Annotated in this window: 12 protein-coding genes; 7 read left to right on the top strand and 5 right to left on the bottom strand. The window is 71.9% G+C overall.

Features of this window, described 5'->3' with window-relative positions:
- Positions 1–50: 50 nt before the first annotated feature.
- The 6 genes from Mam01_RS28330 (at position 51) to Mam01_RS28355 (ending at position 8804) form a co-directional block, all read left to right on the top strand.
- Positions 51–287, top strand: coding sequence for a DUF2277 domain-containing protein (locus Mam01_RS28330; RefSeq protein WP_204288204.1), 237 nt, complete (start codon positions 51–53; stop codon positions 285–287).
- A gap of 103 nt (positions 288–390) precedes the next feature.
- Positions 391–2379, top strand: a complete 1989-nt coding sequence (locus tag Mam01_RS28335) for an FHA domain-containing protein (RefSeq protein WP_204288205.1) — start codon at positions 391–393, stop codon at positions 2377–2379.
- Positions 2380–2524: 145 nt separating this feature from the next.
- The gene (locus Mam01_RS28340; protein WP_307820145.1) at positions 2525–3262 is read left to right on the top strand and encodes an RNA polymerase sigma factor; all 738 of its coding nucleotides are present in this window, start codon (positions 2525–2527) and stop codon (positions 3260–3262) included.
- A gap of 2 nt (positions 3263–3264) precedes the next feature.
- On the top strand, positions 3265–4287 hold the full coding sequence (locus Mam01_RS28345; RefSeq protein ID WP_204288206.1) for a CU044_5270 family protein: 1023 nt from the start codon (positions 3265–3267) through the stop codon (positions 4285–4287).
- Between the two features lie 81 nt (positions 4288–4368).
- Positions 4369–5781, top strand: coding sequence for an SWIM zinc finger family protein (locus Mam01_RS28350; protein ID WP_204288207.1), 1413 nt, complete (start codon positions 4369–4371; stop codon positions 5779–5781).
- Entirely contained in the window at positions 5778–8804 is a 3027-nt protein-coding gene (locus Mam01_RS28355) for a DUF6493 family protein (RefSeq protein WP_204288208.1), read from the top strand. The genes Mam01_RS28350 and Mam01_RS28355 overlap by 4 nt, the downstream gene beginning before the upstream one ends.
- Before the next feature lie 100 nt (positions 8805–8904).
- Here the strand turns inward: Mam01_RS28355 and Mam01_RS28360 are convergent, their stop codons facing one another.
- Together Mam01_RS28360 and Mam01_RS28365 are read right to left on the bottom strand one after the other, a co-directional pair.
- Positions 8905–9663, bottom strand: a complete 759-nt coding sequence (locus tag Mam01_RS28360; RefSeq protein ID WP_225311889.1) for an HNH endonuclease family protein — start codon at positions 9661–9663, stop codon at positions 8905–8907.
- A 186-nt stretch (positions 9664–9849) separates the two neighbouring features.
- On the bottom strand, positions 9850–10695 hold the full coding sequence (locus Mam01_RS28365) for a helix-turn-helix transcriptional regulator (RefSeq protein WP_204288209.1): 846 nt from the start codon (positions 10693–10695) through the stop codon (positions 9850–9852).
- Positions 10696–10797: 102 nt separating this feature from the next.
- Between Mam01_RS28365 and Mam01_RS28370 the strand changes: the two genes are divergently transcribed.
- A complete protein-coding gene (locus Mam01_RS28370) occupies positions 10798–11742 on the top strand; it encodes an SDR family NAD(P)-dependent oxidoreductase (protein WP_204288210.1) in 945 nt (314 codons plus the stop codon).
- 315 nt (positions 11743–12057) lie between these two features.
- On the opposite strand, the gene Mam01_RS28375 is transcribed toward Mam01_RS28370, so the two are convergent.
- The 3 genes from Mam01_RS28375 to Mam01_RS28385 form a co-directional block, all read right to left on the bottom strand.
- Complete coding sequence (locus Mam01_RS28375) at positions 12058–13017, bottom strand: ABC transporter substrate-binding protein (protein WP_204288211.1); 960 nt, start codon at positions 13015–13017, stop codon at positions 12058–12060.
- Between the two features lie 184 nt (positions 13018–13201).
- Positions 13202–14182 (bottom strand): ABC transporter substrate-binding protein, encoded by a 981-nt coding sequence (locus Mam01_RS28380; protein WP_204288212.1) that lies wholly within the window; start codon positions 14180–14182, stop codon positions 13202–13204.
- Positions 14179–16137 (bottom strand): ABC transporter permease, encoded by a 1959-nt coding sequence (locus tag Mam01_RS28385; RefSeq protein WP_239101687.1) that lies wholly within the window; start codon positions 16135–16137, stop codon positions 14179–14181. Before Mam01_RS28385 ends, Mam01_RS28380 begins: the two co-directional genes overlap by 4 nt.

Genomic DNA, 16137 nt, shown 5'->3' on the forward strand with positions numbered 1-16137 from the left:
TGGTTCGACGTCGCCGACCGGGACGGCCTCGGATGGGTCAGTATGGGCTCATGTGCCGAAGCATCAAGACCCTGCGCCCGCCCTTCACCGACGAGGTGACCGAGGAGGACATCCGGGCGGCGGCCCTGCAGTACGTACGGAAGATCTCCGGCTTCCGCGCGCCCGCCGCGCACAACGCCGAGGCGTTCGACCACGCCGTGGAGGAGATCACGCGGGTCAGCGCCGAACTGCTGGCGTCCCTGCGGGTCCGCGGGACGCCCGCCCCCGCCTCTCCCGCGCAGGGGTGAGAAGCGGCGATCGCCTGTCCTGACTGGGACGCTTTGCGGCAGCCGGGAAGCATGTCACGATTAATGATCGCATCGGCGTTTCCGAGGGAGAGGGGGCGGACCGGTGCCACCTGCGATCGTCGGGCATGAAGGTCCACTTGCCGGCCAGCGTTTCCCGATCGACGACAAGCCGATCACGTTCGGTCGCAGAGGCGACAACAGTGTGGTGATCACCAGCGAGAGAGCCTCCCGCTTCCACGCGGAGGTGCGCCGGGAGGCCGAGGGCTACGTGCTCCAGGACCGGGGCAGCAGCAACGGGACGCTGGTCAACGGCAGGCGTGTCACCACGCATGTGCTCCGGCCCGGCGACACGATCGCCATCGGAGGGGAGACGTTCCGCTTCGAGGCGTTCGACGACTCCGAGACGGTCATGGACACCTCCCTGATGCAACGGTTCCGCCGGGCGGTCCCGGACGTCGAACCGGAGCAGGTGCTGCACGTCACCGTCTCCGGCGGCGGGCCCGTCGGGCTGGCCTTCGCCCTGCTCCTCGAACACCTCATGGGGCACCGGGTCGCCATCACGATCTACGACGGCCGCTGGACCGAGGACGGGCCGCGGATCGTGTGGAAGGACGCCACGCAGGGCAACAACCGGCGGCAGCAGGTCGTGACGGTGCAGAGCCGCCAGTATCTGAACCTTCCGGAGGACGTCCAGTCGCGGCTGTTCACCGAGGGGTCCTACAGCGAGATGTGGCCGGCCGGTCCGGACTCGATCCGCGGCTACGGCCCGCGGAACATCCGCATCGCCTACATCGAGGACACCCTGCTGGAGATGGCGAACGAGAGGTCCGCCCGCATCCGCCTGGTGCCCGAGAGATTCGACCCCGCCGAGCGCCAGGACGCCGTGGCCAGGGACCACGTGCTCGCCATCTGCGAGGGAGGGCGCTCGCGGACCCGCGAGCACTTCACCGACAGGTTCGGCCGGGCCGACGACTCGATCTTCTCGCTCGACGGCCGGCACGTGCAGGACGTGGTGCTGGGGCTGCGGGTGAAGTCCGCCCTGCCCGACCCGGCGATCGTGCTGCTGACCGTGGCGCAGAACCGGTTCCTCCTGAACTCGCTGCGCGGCGAGGGCTTCCTGAACATGCGCCTCACCGACGACGAGGCCGCGGAGGTCGTCGGCATCGACCCCGTCCGGCACGTGTTCGAGGAGTGCGTCGCCTCCAGTCCCTGCCTGATGGAGCGCACCGAGGACGGCGACTTCCACTGCTCGACCCACCACACGCTGTTCCTGCCCGCCCTGATCAGGGGTTCGGCGCTGTGGCGGCGGGCGAAGGAGGGGCTCGCGCTCTTCGGCGTCGCCGACGGCGACGTGAGCGCGGTCACCGCCTTCCGGCTGGACATGGTGCAGCGGCCGCGGTTCACCGCCCGGTTGTACTCCCCCACGTCCACCACCCCGGGGACGTACGGGTTCCTCCTGGGGGACGCTGCCAACGCGATCCACTTCTGGCCGGGACGAGGCCTCAACAGCGGGCTCGCGTCGGCCATCTCGCTGGCCCGGTCGCTCAACCGCAACTGGCGCGGCAGGCCGCTCCGCGACGCCGACTTCGTACGGCACGAGGCGGCGATGTCGATGCTGCAGTATCGGCACAAGAGCCGCGCGTGGAACGCGATGGTGACCACCGACGAGCAGGGGGTCACCCGGGCGATCAAGGACACGATCGTCCAGGGCATCGAGGAGGGCCGCGCCGGTTCGGACCGGGACGCGGACATCGACGCCCTGATGGAGCGCCTGCGGCAGATCCGCGACCGGCTGTCCCCACGCATCCCCGGCATGCCCGACGACGCGACCCTCCTCCGGCACCTGCGCGAACTGCGGACCGAGACGCTGCGCACCCTGCTGGTGAGCGGAGCCTGGGAGACGCTGACGGTCGGCGGCGAGGAGGTCGACATCGACATCTTCGACCAGCCCGTCTCCGCGGCGGCGCCCCCCGCGGCGTCCGCCGTGCCGCCTCCCGCCGAGAGGCCGCTCGTCACGCGGCGGGCGGACGCGCAGGCCGGGCCGCCCGGAAGGGTCGCCGGAGGACCGGGCGACACGCTGCCCTCCGGCTGACCTCGCCTTCGGCATCGTCATGGAGATCGTCTTCGAGATCGTCTTCGAGAACCATGGAACCGGCCCGGGCCGTCCGGCGGAGTAGGGGTGAAGGGCGCGACGGCGCCCACGGAAGGATTCCCCCTATGAACGGACACAACGGGTGGTGAGGACGGTCTCCGGCGGCACCCGCCTCCCCTCGGCCGCGGCGGATCGCCGGCCCGGCGGCGCCCGCGACGCCGACGAGGCGAACGGCGGCGGGCCGGACGAAGGCGAGCCGGAGCACGCCCTGACGACGCATCCCGGCGTGCAGAGCGGCGGGCCGGAGGACCATCAACCGGACGACGGCGAGCCGAGCGACGCCCGGCTGATCGAGGCGTCGCTGAGCGCGCCCGAGCGGTTCGCCGGCGTCTTCGACCGGCACGCGGACGAGATCCACGCCTACGCCGGTCGCCGTCTCGGACCTGAGCACGCCGACGACGTCACCGCGGAGACGTTCTTCGTGGCGTTCCGGAAGCGGCACCGCTACGACACCTCCCGGCCGGACGCCCGGCCCTGGTTGTACGGCATCGCGGGCAACCTCATCTCCGGGCACCGCCGGGCGGAGGTCCGCCGCTTGCGGGCGCTGGCCCGCGCTCCGCGCGACGCCGGCGAGCGCGGCGCCCACGAGGAGGAGCGCGGAGCGGAGCGGGCGAGCGCCGCAGCGCTGCGGCCCGCCCTCGCGGCCGCCCTGGCAAGGCTGTCGTCCGCCGAACGCGACCTGCTCCTGCTGGTCGCCTGGGCCGACCTCTCCTACGAGGAGGCGGCCGAGGCGCTGCGGATCCCCATCGGCACGGTGCGCTCGCGCCTGCACCGCGTGCGCGCGAAGCTGCGCCGCCATCTCGACCTTCCCGAGGAGGACTGATCATGATCGACGAGATCGACCTGGTGGGCCGGGAGCGGCCGCAGGCGCCGCCCTACTCCCTCGCCGCCAAGGCGGCCGTACGGCGGCGGCTGACCGGCCCGGGCAGGCCGCCGGTTCGCTCGCGCCCGTACGCGCTCCTGGCGGGCGGGGCCGCGCTGCTCGCCGGGGCGGGGGTCGTCGCCGTCGCCGCCGCCGGGCCCGGCCGGCCCGCGCACCCGACACGAGCCGGTGAGGTGGTCGTGACCCTGCCGAAGGTGTCGGCCATGTCGGCGGAGGAGGTGCTGGGCAAAGCGGCCGACGCCGTGACCGACCTGTCCCCGCGCGACGACCAGTTCGTCAAGGTCGGCTCGCAGACGATGTACGAGGCCTCCATAGTGGGCGAGAACGAGAAGGAGTCCCGCTACCTCTACCGGACGAAGCGGACGATCTGGCTGTCCGCCGACGGCACGAGGGACGGCGCACTCAAGATCGAACACCTGGAGCCCCGCGCCTATCCGGGATGGCCGATCCCGCCGGAGGCGTACCAGGAGAAGGGCACGGAGTGGGTCGGGCTCCCGACCTGCGACAAGGTGAGCGACACCGCCTACACGATGCTGAAGAAGCTGCCCGCGGACACGGAGAGGATGCGGTCCTACCTGTACGCCCGGCCGCACGGCGACGTCCCGTCCGACGCGGGGGCGTGGACGGCCGTGGGCGACCTGCTGCGGGAGACGTACGTGCCGGCGCCGCAGCGGGCGGCGCTGTTCAAGGCCGCCGCGACGATCCCCGGGGTCACGGTGAACGAGAACGTGGGGGACGCGGCGGGCCGAACCGGCATCGGCGTCGGCCGGGTCTCGAACGGCGTGCGCGAGGAGATCATCTTCGACCCTGCCACGTACGAGCTGCTCGGCGAGCGCGGCGTCGTGGTGAACGCGCAGGAGGCCAAGGCGCCCGCCGGCAGTCTTGTGGCCTCCACCGCGCAACTGGAGGTCACGGTCGACGACGCGGCGCCCGAGGTGAAGGACCCCCGCGGCGGCTGCCTCTGATCCCCCGCCCGCGGAGCCCGCCGTACGCCCGGTTGGCTCCGCGGGCGCGAATTGTCGGTGGTGATCTCTAGCCTCCGGCACATGACAAACGCGACGCAGGCGTACAGCTACGCTGCGCCTTCGATGCTGGTGGACGGACGTCTCGGGCTGTCGACGTCCGGTGGCAGGGCCCTCCGCGGCCCCGCCGTCGCGCCGAGGTTCTTCAGCGGGGTGGTGACCCAGGCGGCGCCCGCGGCGGCGGGCCTGCTGGGCGTGGCCGACGTGGCCCTCACCCGCTATCACCAGCCGCGCCCCGGATGGACGCGCGACCCGGTCGTCACCTGCGGCGGCGACCGGCTGCGCTTCGAGTCGTTCTCCGCCTGCGGCGGCGTGTACGCCCGGCTCGACCTGCTGGGCGGCGCCCTCGACGGCGAGGTGTTCGACCGGGGGACGACCAACGTCGACGTCAACGGCCCGCTGCGGGAGGCGCTGGCCCGGGTGGGCGCGCGCGACCCGCTGCACCTCGGAGTCGGCGCGGACGAGCTCACCGTGACCACACTCGACGGCGCGGTGGTGGAGAAGAAGGTGCCGCTGCCCGAGCGGTGGCTGCGGGGGTTCGCCGAGGTACAGGTGATCGCGGCGCGCATGGACCTGCGGGCCGAGCTGCCCGGGATGAGCGCGGTGCGGTTCCTTCGGTCCCTGCCCAAGCGGGCGGCGGCCGACCTGTGGGTCGCTCCCGCGGGCCGCGACCTGCGGGTCACCGACCGGCCCGGCCCGGGAGCGGTGTGCCTGTCCGGCGTGGGCCGCCTGGCGACGCTGCTGCCCCTGCTCCGCTTCGTCAGAAGCCTCAAGGTCTACGGCCCGGCCGCGCCCGGCGGCCCGGCGTCGAGCGCGTGGGAGCTGGAGCTGCCCGGCATGCGTTACACGCTGGTCCTGTCCCCCGAGCGCTGGCGCGGCTTCTCCGGCGAGGGCGCGGTGCTGGCCGACCTCGCCACCGACGAGGCCGAGGCCGACGCCGACGTGATGGGCATGCTGCTCAACTTCGAACCCGAGGTGGAGATCGGCCTGCTCGCCGACCGCGCCGGGCTGTCCACCACGCGCGTACGGGCCGCCCTGACCCAGCTCGGCACGGCCGGGCGGGTCGGCTACGACCTGAACGAGGCGGCGCACTTCCACCGCGAGCTGCCCTACGACAGGGAGCACGTGCAGCACCTCAACCCGCGGCTGACGGCCGCGCGGGCGCTGGCCGAGTCGGGCGCCGTGGAGATCGCGGGCGACACGGCCCGCGTACGGACCGACGGCGGGGTGCGCGAGGTCGGCCTGGCCGACGGATCGTGCACCTGCCCCTGGTGGTGGGACCACCACGGCTCGCGCGGCCCGTGCAAGCACGTGCTCGCGGCCAGGATCGTCGCGAGGGCCACGCCCACGCTGTCCACCGTGGAGAGCGGCATGGAGAGCGGCATGGAGAGCGGCCTGGAGAGCGGCCTGGAGAGCGGCGCGGAGACGGCCCGATGAGCGCCTGGCAGGAGGTGCGCGATCTCGTCACCGCGCGTGAGACGAAGAAGCTGGCCGACCGTGTGATCGCCCTCACCGAGGCCGAGCGTGCCGAGGTGGCGAGACGGCTGCCGGGCTTCCTCAAGGAGATGCGGGACACCGCCGCGGGGATGGCCCGGGAGAGCCAGGAGGCCGACGACCGCGACGCCCTGAACGGCTTCGACGACGCGTGGCTCGCCTGGGAGCGCCGCCGGACGGTGCGGAACGCCCTCGCCGAGTTCGGCGCGCCCCTGCGGATCGCGGGCGCGGGGACGATCTCCGGGCCCGCCGCCGCGGCGGCCTGGCTGACCCGCCGCGAGCTCTACCCCGAGTGGGGTCCGGCTCCGGACCCGGCCGAAGTGGTCCGCGTGCTGGTCACCCGGCCGGCCGAGTGGCAGGCCGACGTGGCGGGCCGGCTCGCCGGGAAGATCCGCAGGGCGAACGACGACCGGGTCGCCCCGCTGGTGCTCGCGCTGCTGCGGGCCTCGGGTGTGACGCCGCCGTCGCACGATCCGCTCGTGGTCGCGTGGCTGACCGGCCCGGCGCTGGACGGCGATCCGCTGCTCGGCCCGCTGCTGCCGCGGATCTTCGAGGCCGAGGGCGCGGGCCGCGCCCTGCGTGCGGAACGGCTCACGCCGTCGCCCACACCGTGGCTCTCCCTGATCCGGCGGCTCCTGGACGCCGGGCGCGTGTCGCGGGCCGAACTCCTGGACGGCTGCGTGAGCCGGTTCCTGCGCGGGGGCGACGCCGCGGACCTGCGCTTCTTCGTACGACTGCACGAAATGGTCGACCCGGTGCCACAGGAGGCGGCCGAACGGGCCCGGGACTACCTGCGGCTGCTCCCCGCCGCCCCCGGCCCGGTCGCCGAGCTGGCCCTGGCCCAGATCAGCCGCACCGGCCCCCACGACGACGCCGACGTGCAGGAGGCGATCGAGGCGCTGACCTTCAGGCCGGAGGCCAAGCTGGCCCGCGCCGGCCTGAGCCGGCTGGACCAGGAGGTGCGGCAGCGGCCCGCACGCGCCGGGGAGCTGGCTCCCGCGCTCGTCACGGCGCTCGCTCACGCTTCCGATGACGTACGGCGGCGAGCCGTCCGGATCGCGCTCAGGCACGCCACCGCGCTGGGCGCGGACGCCGAGCTGATCGCCGGCGCGGTCCCGCTGCTGCCGGCCGATCTCGGCCGGGAACTCGCCGCCGTGTTCGGGGGCGAGGTCACGGCCGAGGGAACGCCTGAGCCGTTCGCTCCCGCGCCGCTGCCCGTCCTCCCAGAACCGGGCCCGTTCCCCGCACCGGCGGTGGATCAGACCACGGGGGATCTCCACGGGTGGATGGCGTGCGAGCAGTGGCTCGCCGGTTTCGTCGAGCGGGTGGGCAGGGACCGCGCGGCCCTGCGCGGGAGGCTCACCCCCGTCTTCCAGAACTCCTTTCCCTATCTGTACGACATGGAGCGCTGGCTCGATCCGGGTGCCTGGATCGCCGCCCTGGCGAAGGAGGTGATCGCTCCCGGTACGGATCCCGGCGTGCCCGATCCCGAGCCCGTCGATCCCTGGGCGGGGTCGAGCTTCTCCGTACGCGTCACGGCCGTGCCGCCCGAGGATGCCGACGACCACGAGCCCGGGCCGGTGGACGAGGCCGGGCCGGAAGGCGAAGACGACTCGGAGGAGGGGGCCGTGCCCGGGCAGGCCTTCGGCGACCTGCCAGAGCACGTCCGGGAGGAGATCTTCCGCCAGATGCTCGAGATCGGGGTCTCCGCCGATCGGGTGGCGGCGATGCGCGACGGCCTGCCCGAGCTTCCCTCGCACCCCGGCGACCCCGACTTCCAGGTGTGGATCACGTACTCGGGCTTCCGGCCGCTGTTCGGCGAGCCGGAGGAGCCGGACCCCGCGGTGGAGTTCCGCCGGCGGAACCGGCTGCCGGAACCCATGCAGGTCTCCACGCCGCACAGGTTCCTGCTGCACCGGCTCAGCGAGATCTACCGGGCGCTGAGAGAAGGGACGTTGCCACCGGTCCTGCTGGCGACGCCGACGGTGATGACCGGGCACCTCGACCCCGGCGTGCTGGTGGACCGGCTGGAGCTGTGCGCCGCCGCGGGCGCGGAACCGCTGCCGGCCGACCTGCAGCAGGCGTTGCTGCGGCTGCCGAGGGGAGCGCACCCCCTCGCCGCCGAACGCGCCGGGCGCGTGCGATCACAGGCGGCGCCGGCCGTCGCCGCCTGGCTCGCCCGGGGCGGCCTGCCCGATCCGGAGGCGGGCCTGAAGTGGGGTTACCTCGAGGGCGGGGACGAGCACCTGTTCGAGGAGCGCGACCCGGGGCACAACGGGCAGGTGCGGCTGGTGCCGGTCTTGCGAGCGGAGCCGACCGGGCACCACCTCATCGACGAACTGCTGAGCGCGCCGCCGAAGTGGCGGTGGGAGGATCACGGCCACGTGATGGGCTGGTGGCCGTCGATCCTGCCGTCGCACCGTGAGGTCGTCTCGGTCCACTATCTACCCCACCTGCTCTACCAGTGGAATCAGCCGGGGGTCTGTCCGGCGTACCTGGAGGCCGTGGCGGACGCCGACGGCCCGCTCGGGGAGGCGACCGCGCTCATCCTGGCCTACTTCCTGGCCGAGCGCCGGCCGGACCCGGTTCCGGTGCTGCTGCGGATGACGAGCCGGGGAGACCTGCCCGCCGGGGCGATCGGCCGTCAGCTCGCACTGCTGATCCGCCGCACCTGGTTCGAGACCCGGCCGGTGCTGGCATCCCTGCGGGAGGCCGCGCATCAGGGAGCGCACGAGCAGGTCTGGGAGATCGTACGGGCTCTGCTGCCGGATCTGCTGCCCTCCGCCGGAGGGCGGCCGAACGTCACGCACACCGAGGCGGTGACGTTCGCGGCCGACGTGGCCGCCTGGGTGGGAGCCCGCGGCGAGATCCCGGCCGTGTCGGCGCACGCCGCCACCGGCAGGGCGAGCCGGGGAAGCCGCTTCGCCCGCGAGTGCGCGCGCCTGTGTGACCTGCTCACCGGATGACGCGAGACACCCCGCTCGCCGCGTACGCCGGGCGGAGGCGAACGCCAGGTGCCGTGACCCCTGGCCGCGGGCGCTGTCGTCTACCGGTGAGCCGGGCGGATCACTTGCACTGCTCCAGCATCGCGTCCTTGTCGGCGGAGGTCACCGGGAGGTCGTACTTGAGGGCGACCTGGGCGAACCGCACGGCGTAGGAGCAGCGGATGTCGCGGCGGGGCGGCAGCCAGGTGGCCGGGCCGGAGTCGCCCTTGGAGCCGTTGGTGGAGCCGTCCACGGGCATGAGGTTGAGCGGGTCGTTGGCGATCTGCTTGCGCTTGCTCTCGCTCCACCGCGACGCGCCCATCTGCCAGTCGTACGACAGGGGCATGACGTGGTCGATCTGGACCTTCGAGGCCTCCGACTTGCTCCAGTCGATCTTCTTGCCGGTGTACGGGTCGTACAGCTTCATGGTGACGATGACGCAGTTCGACCCGCCGCGGTACTCGATGTTCTCGCCGTCCCGCTTGAGCATGTCGTTGCGGGTGTCGCAGCCGTTGCGCCCCCAGGGGATGCCGTCCACGTTGTCGGCCCAGGCGTAGCCGAACTTCTCCCGGTCGTAGCCGGTCTTCGCGCCGCGGCCCTTCGTCGCCACCTTGCCGATGAGGTCGCGGGCCTTCGCCCGGTCCTTGTCCGCGGTGAGGGCCATCAGCCCGGGGCCGGTGCCGTCGGGGTTGTCGAGCGGGTTGACGCCGCGGTCCTCGCCCGATCCGCCGCTTCCGCCGTTCTGGCCGCCGCCGTTCTGGCCCGCGGGCTCCGCGGCGAGATCGCCTATCCGCCCGCATCCCGTCAGCAACGCCAGCGCCGCCGCGGTAGCGGCGATCAATCGGGTACCTCGCCCGCTCAAAGCTACCCCTAAGTAAAGAAATATCTGAAATATCCCACCCAGGTATAGCAAAGTGTAAAAAGCTGGCAAAGGAGGCGCGCCTAGAGATCTACACGGGCGGCCGGGGCCATGCGACGGCAGCAGAGGGCCTCATTGGCATTCGGTGCGATCAGGCGGCAGCGTCGGTCAAAGCTGTAGTGACTGGGTGCCCAGGACGATGGCGAGGGCCAGGCGGTCGGCGTCCTCGGTGCCGGGCTCGGCGGTGTAGACGGTGATGCGCAGGTCGTCCAGGGCGACGAACAGCGTGTCGCAGTCGAGGGTGATCGGGCCGGCCGCCGGGTGGTCGACGGTCTTCCGCCGGGACGTGTCGGTCGAGGGCGGCGGGGCCGGGGCGTCCCAGAGTTCGGCGAAGCGCGGGCTGCCGGAGGTCAGGTCGATGATCAAACGTCGCAGGGTACGGTCGGCGGGGTAGCGCGAGGCCGTCAGGCGCAGGTCGGCCACGAGCCGGGCTTCGTGCACGGCCTGCTCCTGCGGGGTGTGCACCACCCGCGAGGGCAGGCGTGCGACGTTGCGCCAGACGGCGTTGCGTTCCAGGCCGCGCCAGCTGGTCGTCTCGCCCATGAGCGCGTCGTAGGGCTCGTTGGCCAGCACGAGGGTCCAGCTGGCGTCGTACACGACGACCGGGGTGTGCGACAGCCGGTCGAGCAGGCGTTGCACGCTCGGGGCGACGCGCGACGGCACGATGTCCGGGCCGGGCGCGGCATGCCCGGCCAGCCGGTAGAGCAGGTCGCGTTCGGCGTCGGGCAGGCGCAGCGCTCGGGCCAGCGATTCCACGACTTGCGCCGACGGCGCGGTCGCGCGCCCCTGCTCCAGGCGGGTCAGGTAGTCGGCCGAGATGCCGGCGAGCGCGGCCAGTTCCTCGCGGCGCAACCCGCTGGCCCGCCGCCGGCGGCCCACCCGCACGCCCACGGCCTCGGGCGCCACCCGGTCGCGCCAGCGGCGCACCGTCCGGCCGAACTCCCACGTTTCCACACCTTGCATTCTGCGGGCATCCGCACGGGTTGTCCTGGCCCTGGCAGTCCTACGAAAACCGGACGGCTGCCTACGGCCCGATCGGTCCCGCAGGCTGGCACCATGACCGAACCCGGAACCGTTCTGATCACCGGCCCGACCCGCAACCTGGGCCGTCACGCCACGCTGGCCATGGCCGGCCGCCCGGAGGGGCGGCAACCTGACCTGCTGCTGGTGGGCCGCGCCGGGCGGGACCTGACGGCGGTCGCCGGTGAGGCCCGTGCGCGCGGCGCCAACGTCCGCGAGATCGGCTGCGACCTGTCGCGTCTGGCCGACGTCCGTGCCGCCGCGGCCACCGTGCGGAACCTGCTCGCCACCGGCGTCGTACGGCCGCTGCGCGCGCTCGTCGCCAACGCCGGAACCATGTCGAGCGACACCCGGCGGGCCTCGTCCGACGGCTACGAGCTGACCTTCGCCGTCAACTACCTCGCCCACGCCCAACTCATCGGCGACCTGCTCGGTTCGTTCACCGCGCCGGCGCGGGTCGTGCTGCTCGGCTCGAACACCTATCACGCCAACTTCTGGCGCAAGCTGCTCCGCGTGCCCGAGGCCCAGTGGGCCGATCCCGTCGAGCTCGCCCGCCCGGCCACCGGTGAGCGGGCCTCGGGCCTGGCCGCGTCCGGTCTCGCCTACTCCAACGCCAAGCTGGCGATCCTGTACTACGCCCATGAGCTGCAGCGTCGCGTCGGCGCCGGGATCAACGTGTCGGTGTTCGAACCGGGCTGGATGCCCGGCACCGCGCTGGGCCGTGGCGCCCCCCAGGCGTTTCAGGCGATGAGCCGCGCCCTGGGCCGGGTACCCGGCGTGTCGAAGCCGCGACGCTCGGGGCCGCTGCTGGCCGCGATGACCCTCGACGACGAGTGGGCGCACCTGCGCGGGGGCGCGTTCGTGGTGAAAACCAAGCTGACCGAGGTACGGCCAGTCGCTCACGATCGCGACCGGGAGCGGCGCCTGTGGGAGGCGACCACAGAGTTGCTGGAACAGGCGGGCGAGATCGTTCAGGGTTGACGAGGCGCGGGCGCGAGTGCGCAAGGAGCACGGGGTTGAGGACCCCAGGAACAGCTGTCACCCATGTCTTGGGACCGGAGTGTCAAGCACTCCCGGGACACGACAATGGCCCGCTATGGGTGACCGAGGTTAGGTCGAGTGAACGCCTCGCGCTCGTCCGGCGGGGTCCGTAGCTCCGGTCAGGGCAACGGGATGGGGCGGCCGGCGTCGGCTGCCTCGGCGAATGCGCGAAGCCGCTCGGGAGCGGGGAGCGGCGAGCGGAACGACGAAGGGCGCGGCATCGCGCCGCGCCCCTCGATCAGATGGTCGCAAGGATCAGGTGGGGATCCAGTCCTGCCAGACGATCTTGTTGGCCTCGACCCACTTCCGGGCGGCGTTCTCGGCGCTCATCTTGTTCTCCGCCATGTCGAAGGCGACGGCGTTCTGGTCGTCGTTGGTCCAGACGAAGTTCTTGATCAGTTCGTACGCCTTGCCGCCGCTCTTGGCGAACTTCACGCTGACGATCTTGTCCAGCAGGTACGGCGGGTAGTCGCACTTGACCGTCTTGACGTCGGCGTCGCACCCGATCGCGTACGGCGGAAGGTTGATCTTGACGAGCTTGAGCTGGTTGAACAGCCACTGGGGCTCGTAGAAGTACATGAGCAGCGGGGTCTCGTTCTCGGTGGCCTTGCGGGCCGCCGCGATCAGCGCGTCCTCGCTGCCGGAGTAGACCACCTTGTACGGCAGGTGCAGGTTCCTGATCAGCGCCTCGTCGTTGGTCACGAAGGACTTGTCACCGGCGAGGTACTGCCCCAGGTTGCCGCTCTTGTCGGTCTTGAACAGGTCCTTGTACTTGACCAGGTTGTGCCAGTCGGTGATGTCCGGATACTTCTTGACCATCCACTCGGGGACATACCACCCGATGACGCCCTTGTTGCCGTTCTCCCCCGCCGTGACGGCGACCTTCTTCTGCTCGATGAACTCCTTCTTCAGCTCAGGATGGGCCCAGTTCTCGAGGACCACGTCGACCGTGCCCTTCTCGAAGCCCTTCCAGGAGTCCGCCTCGCCGCTCTCGATCTTCTCCACCTTGTAGCCGAGCTCGTGCTCCAGGAGGTAGTCGACGACCGCCGCGCTGGCCTCGTAGCCGATCCAGGGGTTGATCGCCATCCTCACCGTCTTCGAGCCGCCCGCCGCTCCCGCTCCGGCGGCGTCCGAACTCCCACTCGAACTCCCGCCGCTGCAGGCGGTCATGACCAGCGCGAGCGACAGCACGCCGGTAAGGAGACGGATCCTCATATCTGACCTCATCTGATGTCGTACGGGCGGCGACCGCGAGCGGTGGGGCCGCGGCGACACCGGGAGAGTATTCCACAACGGGCCGGACGGTCCGCGATCTCCGCAGATCACGGCCAGGAGGAACGTCCCGCGCCCCGTCCGGACGGGGCGCGGGAGGCGGCCCTCGGGTGCTCGGACCCTCAGGTCACTTGGGCATCCACGCCTGCCACTTGGCCGCGTTGGCCTCGACCCACTTCTTGGCCGCGTCCTCGGCGGACATGCCGTTGTTGGTCATGTCGTCGGCGACCGAGTTCTGGTCGTCGTTCGTCCACTGGAAGTTCTTGACGAGGTCGAACGCCTTGCCGCCGGTGTCGGCGAACTTCTTGCTCACGATCTTGTCGAGGTCGTACGGCGGGTAGTCGCAGGCGACCTTCTTGGGGTCGCTGTCGCAGCCCTCCTCCCAGACGGGGAGGTTGATCTTGACGAGCTTGACCTGGTTGAACAGCCACTGCGGCTCGTAGAAGTACATGAGCAGGGGCTTCTTCTGGTCGGTCGCCTGCTTGGCGGCCTTGATCAGCGCGGCCTCGCTGCCGGCGTACACGACCTTGTAGTCGAGCTTGAGGTTCTTGACCAGCGCCTCGTCGTTGGTGACGTAGGAGGGGTCGCCGTCGAGAAGCTGGCCCTTGCCGCCCGACTCCGAGGTCTTGAACAGGTCGGCGTACTTGTTCAGGTTCTTGTAGTCGGTGATGTCGGGGTACTTCTGCGCCATCCACTCCGGCACGTACCAGCCGATGACACCCTTGTTGCCGGTGCTGCCCGCCTCGACGGCGACCTTCTTCTCCTCGATGTACTTCTTCTTGAGGTCCTCGTGACCCCAGTTCTCGATGACGACGTCGACGTCACCCGACTCCATGCCCTGCCAGGACGGCTCCTCGGCGAGCGTCACCTTCTCGACCTTGTAGCCGAGCTCGTGCTCCATCAGGTACGCCAGCACGGCGGCGTCGGCCTCGTAACCCACCCAGGGGTTGATGGCGATCTTGACGGTGCCGGCCGCGGACGCGGCCGCCGAGCCCGCCGCGCTCGCACTCGGGGCGGCGTTCGAGTCGTCCTCTACCTTGGCGCCTCCGCAGGCGTTCGCGGCGAGGCCGAGAGCGATGACCCCTGCGATCAGGCGTAGCTTCTTCATGCGTTCCTCTTCTTGTGGGGAGAGCGGCGCCCGTTGGCGCCTTGCGTGATCCGGTCGAGCATCACGCCGAGGAGGACCAGGGCGACGCCGGCGGCGAAGCCTTTGCCGTAGTCCTCCTGCTGGGCGATTCCGGCCACGACGTCGTATCCGAGGGCGCCCGCGCCGACGAGCGCACCGATCACCACCATCGCCAGCGTCATGACGATGCCCTGGTTCGCCGCGAGCAGCAGCGAGTTGCGGGCCATCGGCAGCTGGACCTTCCACAGCACCTGCCGGTCGGTGGAGCCCGCCGACCTGGCCGCCTCGATCACGGTGGCGGGCACCGCGCGCAGGCCGTCCTCGACGAGGCGGGCGACCACCGGCACCGCGTAGATGAGCGAGGCCACGATCGCGGTGAAGCGGCCGTTACTGAACAGCGCCACGGCCGGCAGCAGGTAGGAGAACGACGGCATCGTCTGCGCGGCGTCGAGGACGGGTCGCAGCCCGGCGGCGAACCACCGGGATCGCGCCGCCGCCACGCCGAGCGCGAGCCCCACCGCGATCGTGATCAGCGAGGCGACCAGCACGATCGTCAGCGTCTCCATGCCGTGCTCCCACAGGTGCAGCGCGGCGACGCCCACCAGGCAGGCGGCGGCGACCAGACCGGCCGCGGGACCGCTCACCCGCCAGGCGAACGCCAGCACCGCCGCCGTGACCAGCCACCAGGGAGCGCTGGTCAGCACGTCCTGCAGCGGGTTGAGCAGCCCGTACGCCACCGTGTCGTTGAGGAAGCCGGTGAAGACGTACCAGTGCCCCTCGATCCAGTCGACCACGTCGTTGATGGGCCGGACGACCTGCACCTGCCACTGCTCGGGGAACTCCGTCGCGAGCGCCGGGGTCAGGGCGATCCCGGCGGCGGTCAGGACGGCGAACCCGCCCCAGCGGACGGCCCTCGCCCGGCGCCCGCCCTCGCGGCGCCGCGCCGCCGACCTGGTGACCCGGTCGAGCACGATGGCGATCAGCACGATCGCGACGCCGGGCACCAGCGCGGCGCCCACGTTGACCCGCGCGAGCGCCCGGATCAGGTCGACGCCCAGCCCGGGCGCGGCGATCAGCGCGACGAGCGGCACCATCGACAGCGCCGCGGCGATCGTCTGGTTGACGCCCAGCATGATCGTGTTCAGCGCCAGCGGCAGGCGCACCTTCAGCAGCGTCTGCAGGCCGGTCGCGCCGAGCGACTCCGACGCCTCGACCGTCACTCCGGGCACCCGCTGGACGGCCAGCGCGGTGATCCTGATCGCCGGCGGCATCGCGTAGATCATCGTGGCGATCGTCGCGGACGCCGGCCCGATCAGGAACAGCAGCAGGATCGGCGACAGGTACGAGAAGGTCGGCATGATCTGCATCACGTCGAGCACCGGGGTGACGATCCGGCGGACGCGGGCCGAGCGGCCGGCCCAGATCCCCAGGGGGATGCCGATCAGCAGCGAGAGCGTCACCGCCGACAGCGTCAGCGCGAGCGTGTCGACGCTCGCCTCCCAGAAGCCGAGCACACCGACGCCGGCGAAGCCGGCCGCCGCGACGAGCGCGATCCGCCACCCGCCGGCAAGCCAGCCGAGACCGGCGGCGAGGCCGATGAGCCCGGGCCAGCCCAGCGCGACCAGCCCGCCCTGGACCAGCGTGTAGAGCTCCGCCACACCCAGCCGGATGTAGTTGACGACGTACAGGAAGATCGGGCTGCTGTTGCGGTTGGCGTCCACCCAGTCGCGGGCGTCGTTGAGCCAGTGGAACAGGGCGGCGTCGTCGTCGTGCGGCAGCACGGCGGTGCCGCGGAAGGCCGCGTAGAGCGCCACCACCGCGACCACTCCCGCGGCGGGCCCGGCCCATCGCACGAGGCGCCGGGCCCGCGCCGGGCCGGGCACGGGCGGCGCGGGGGGCGGCATGGGGGGCGGCGCCGTCCGCACGGGTGCGCTCAC

The sequence above is a fragment of the Microbispora amethystogenes genome (assembly GCF_016863015.1).
Taxonomy (GTDB): domain Bacteria; phylum Actinomycetota; class Actinomycetes; order Streptosporangiales; family Streptosporangiaceae; genus Microbispora; species Microbispora amethystogenes.

Bases quoted from the DNA above. Each gene is read 5' to 3' on its own strand.
- Mam01_RS28380 (WP_204288212.1), bottom strand. From the start codon at position 14,182: ATGAAGAAGCTACGCCTGATCGCAGGGGTCATCGCTCTCGGCCTCGCC.
- Mam01_RS28330 (WP_204288204.1), top strand. From the start codon at position 51: ATGTGCCGAAGCATCAAGACCCTGCGCCCGCCCTTCACCGACGAGGTG.
- Mam01_RS28375 (WP_204288211.1), bottom strand. From the start codon at position 13,017: ATGAGGATCCGTCTCCTTACCGGCGTGCTGTCGCTCGCGCTGGTCATG.
- Mam01_RS28370 (WP_204288210.1), top strand. From the start codon at position 10,798: ATGACCGAACCCGGAACCGTTCTGATCACCGGCCCGACCCGCAACCTG.
- Mam01_RS28355 (WP_204288208.1), top strand. From the start codon at position 5,778: ATGAGCGCCTGGCAGGAGGTGCGCGATCTCGTCACCGCGCGTGAGACG.
- Mam01_RS28345 (WP_204288206.1), top strand. From the start codon at position 3,265: ATGATCGACGAGATCGACCTGGTGGGCCGGGAGCGGCCGCAGGCGCCG.
- Mam01_RS28350 (WP_204288207.1), top strand. From the start codon at position 4,369: ATGACAAACGCGACGCAGGCGTACAGCTACGCTGCGCCTTCGATGCTG.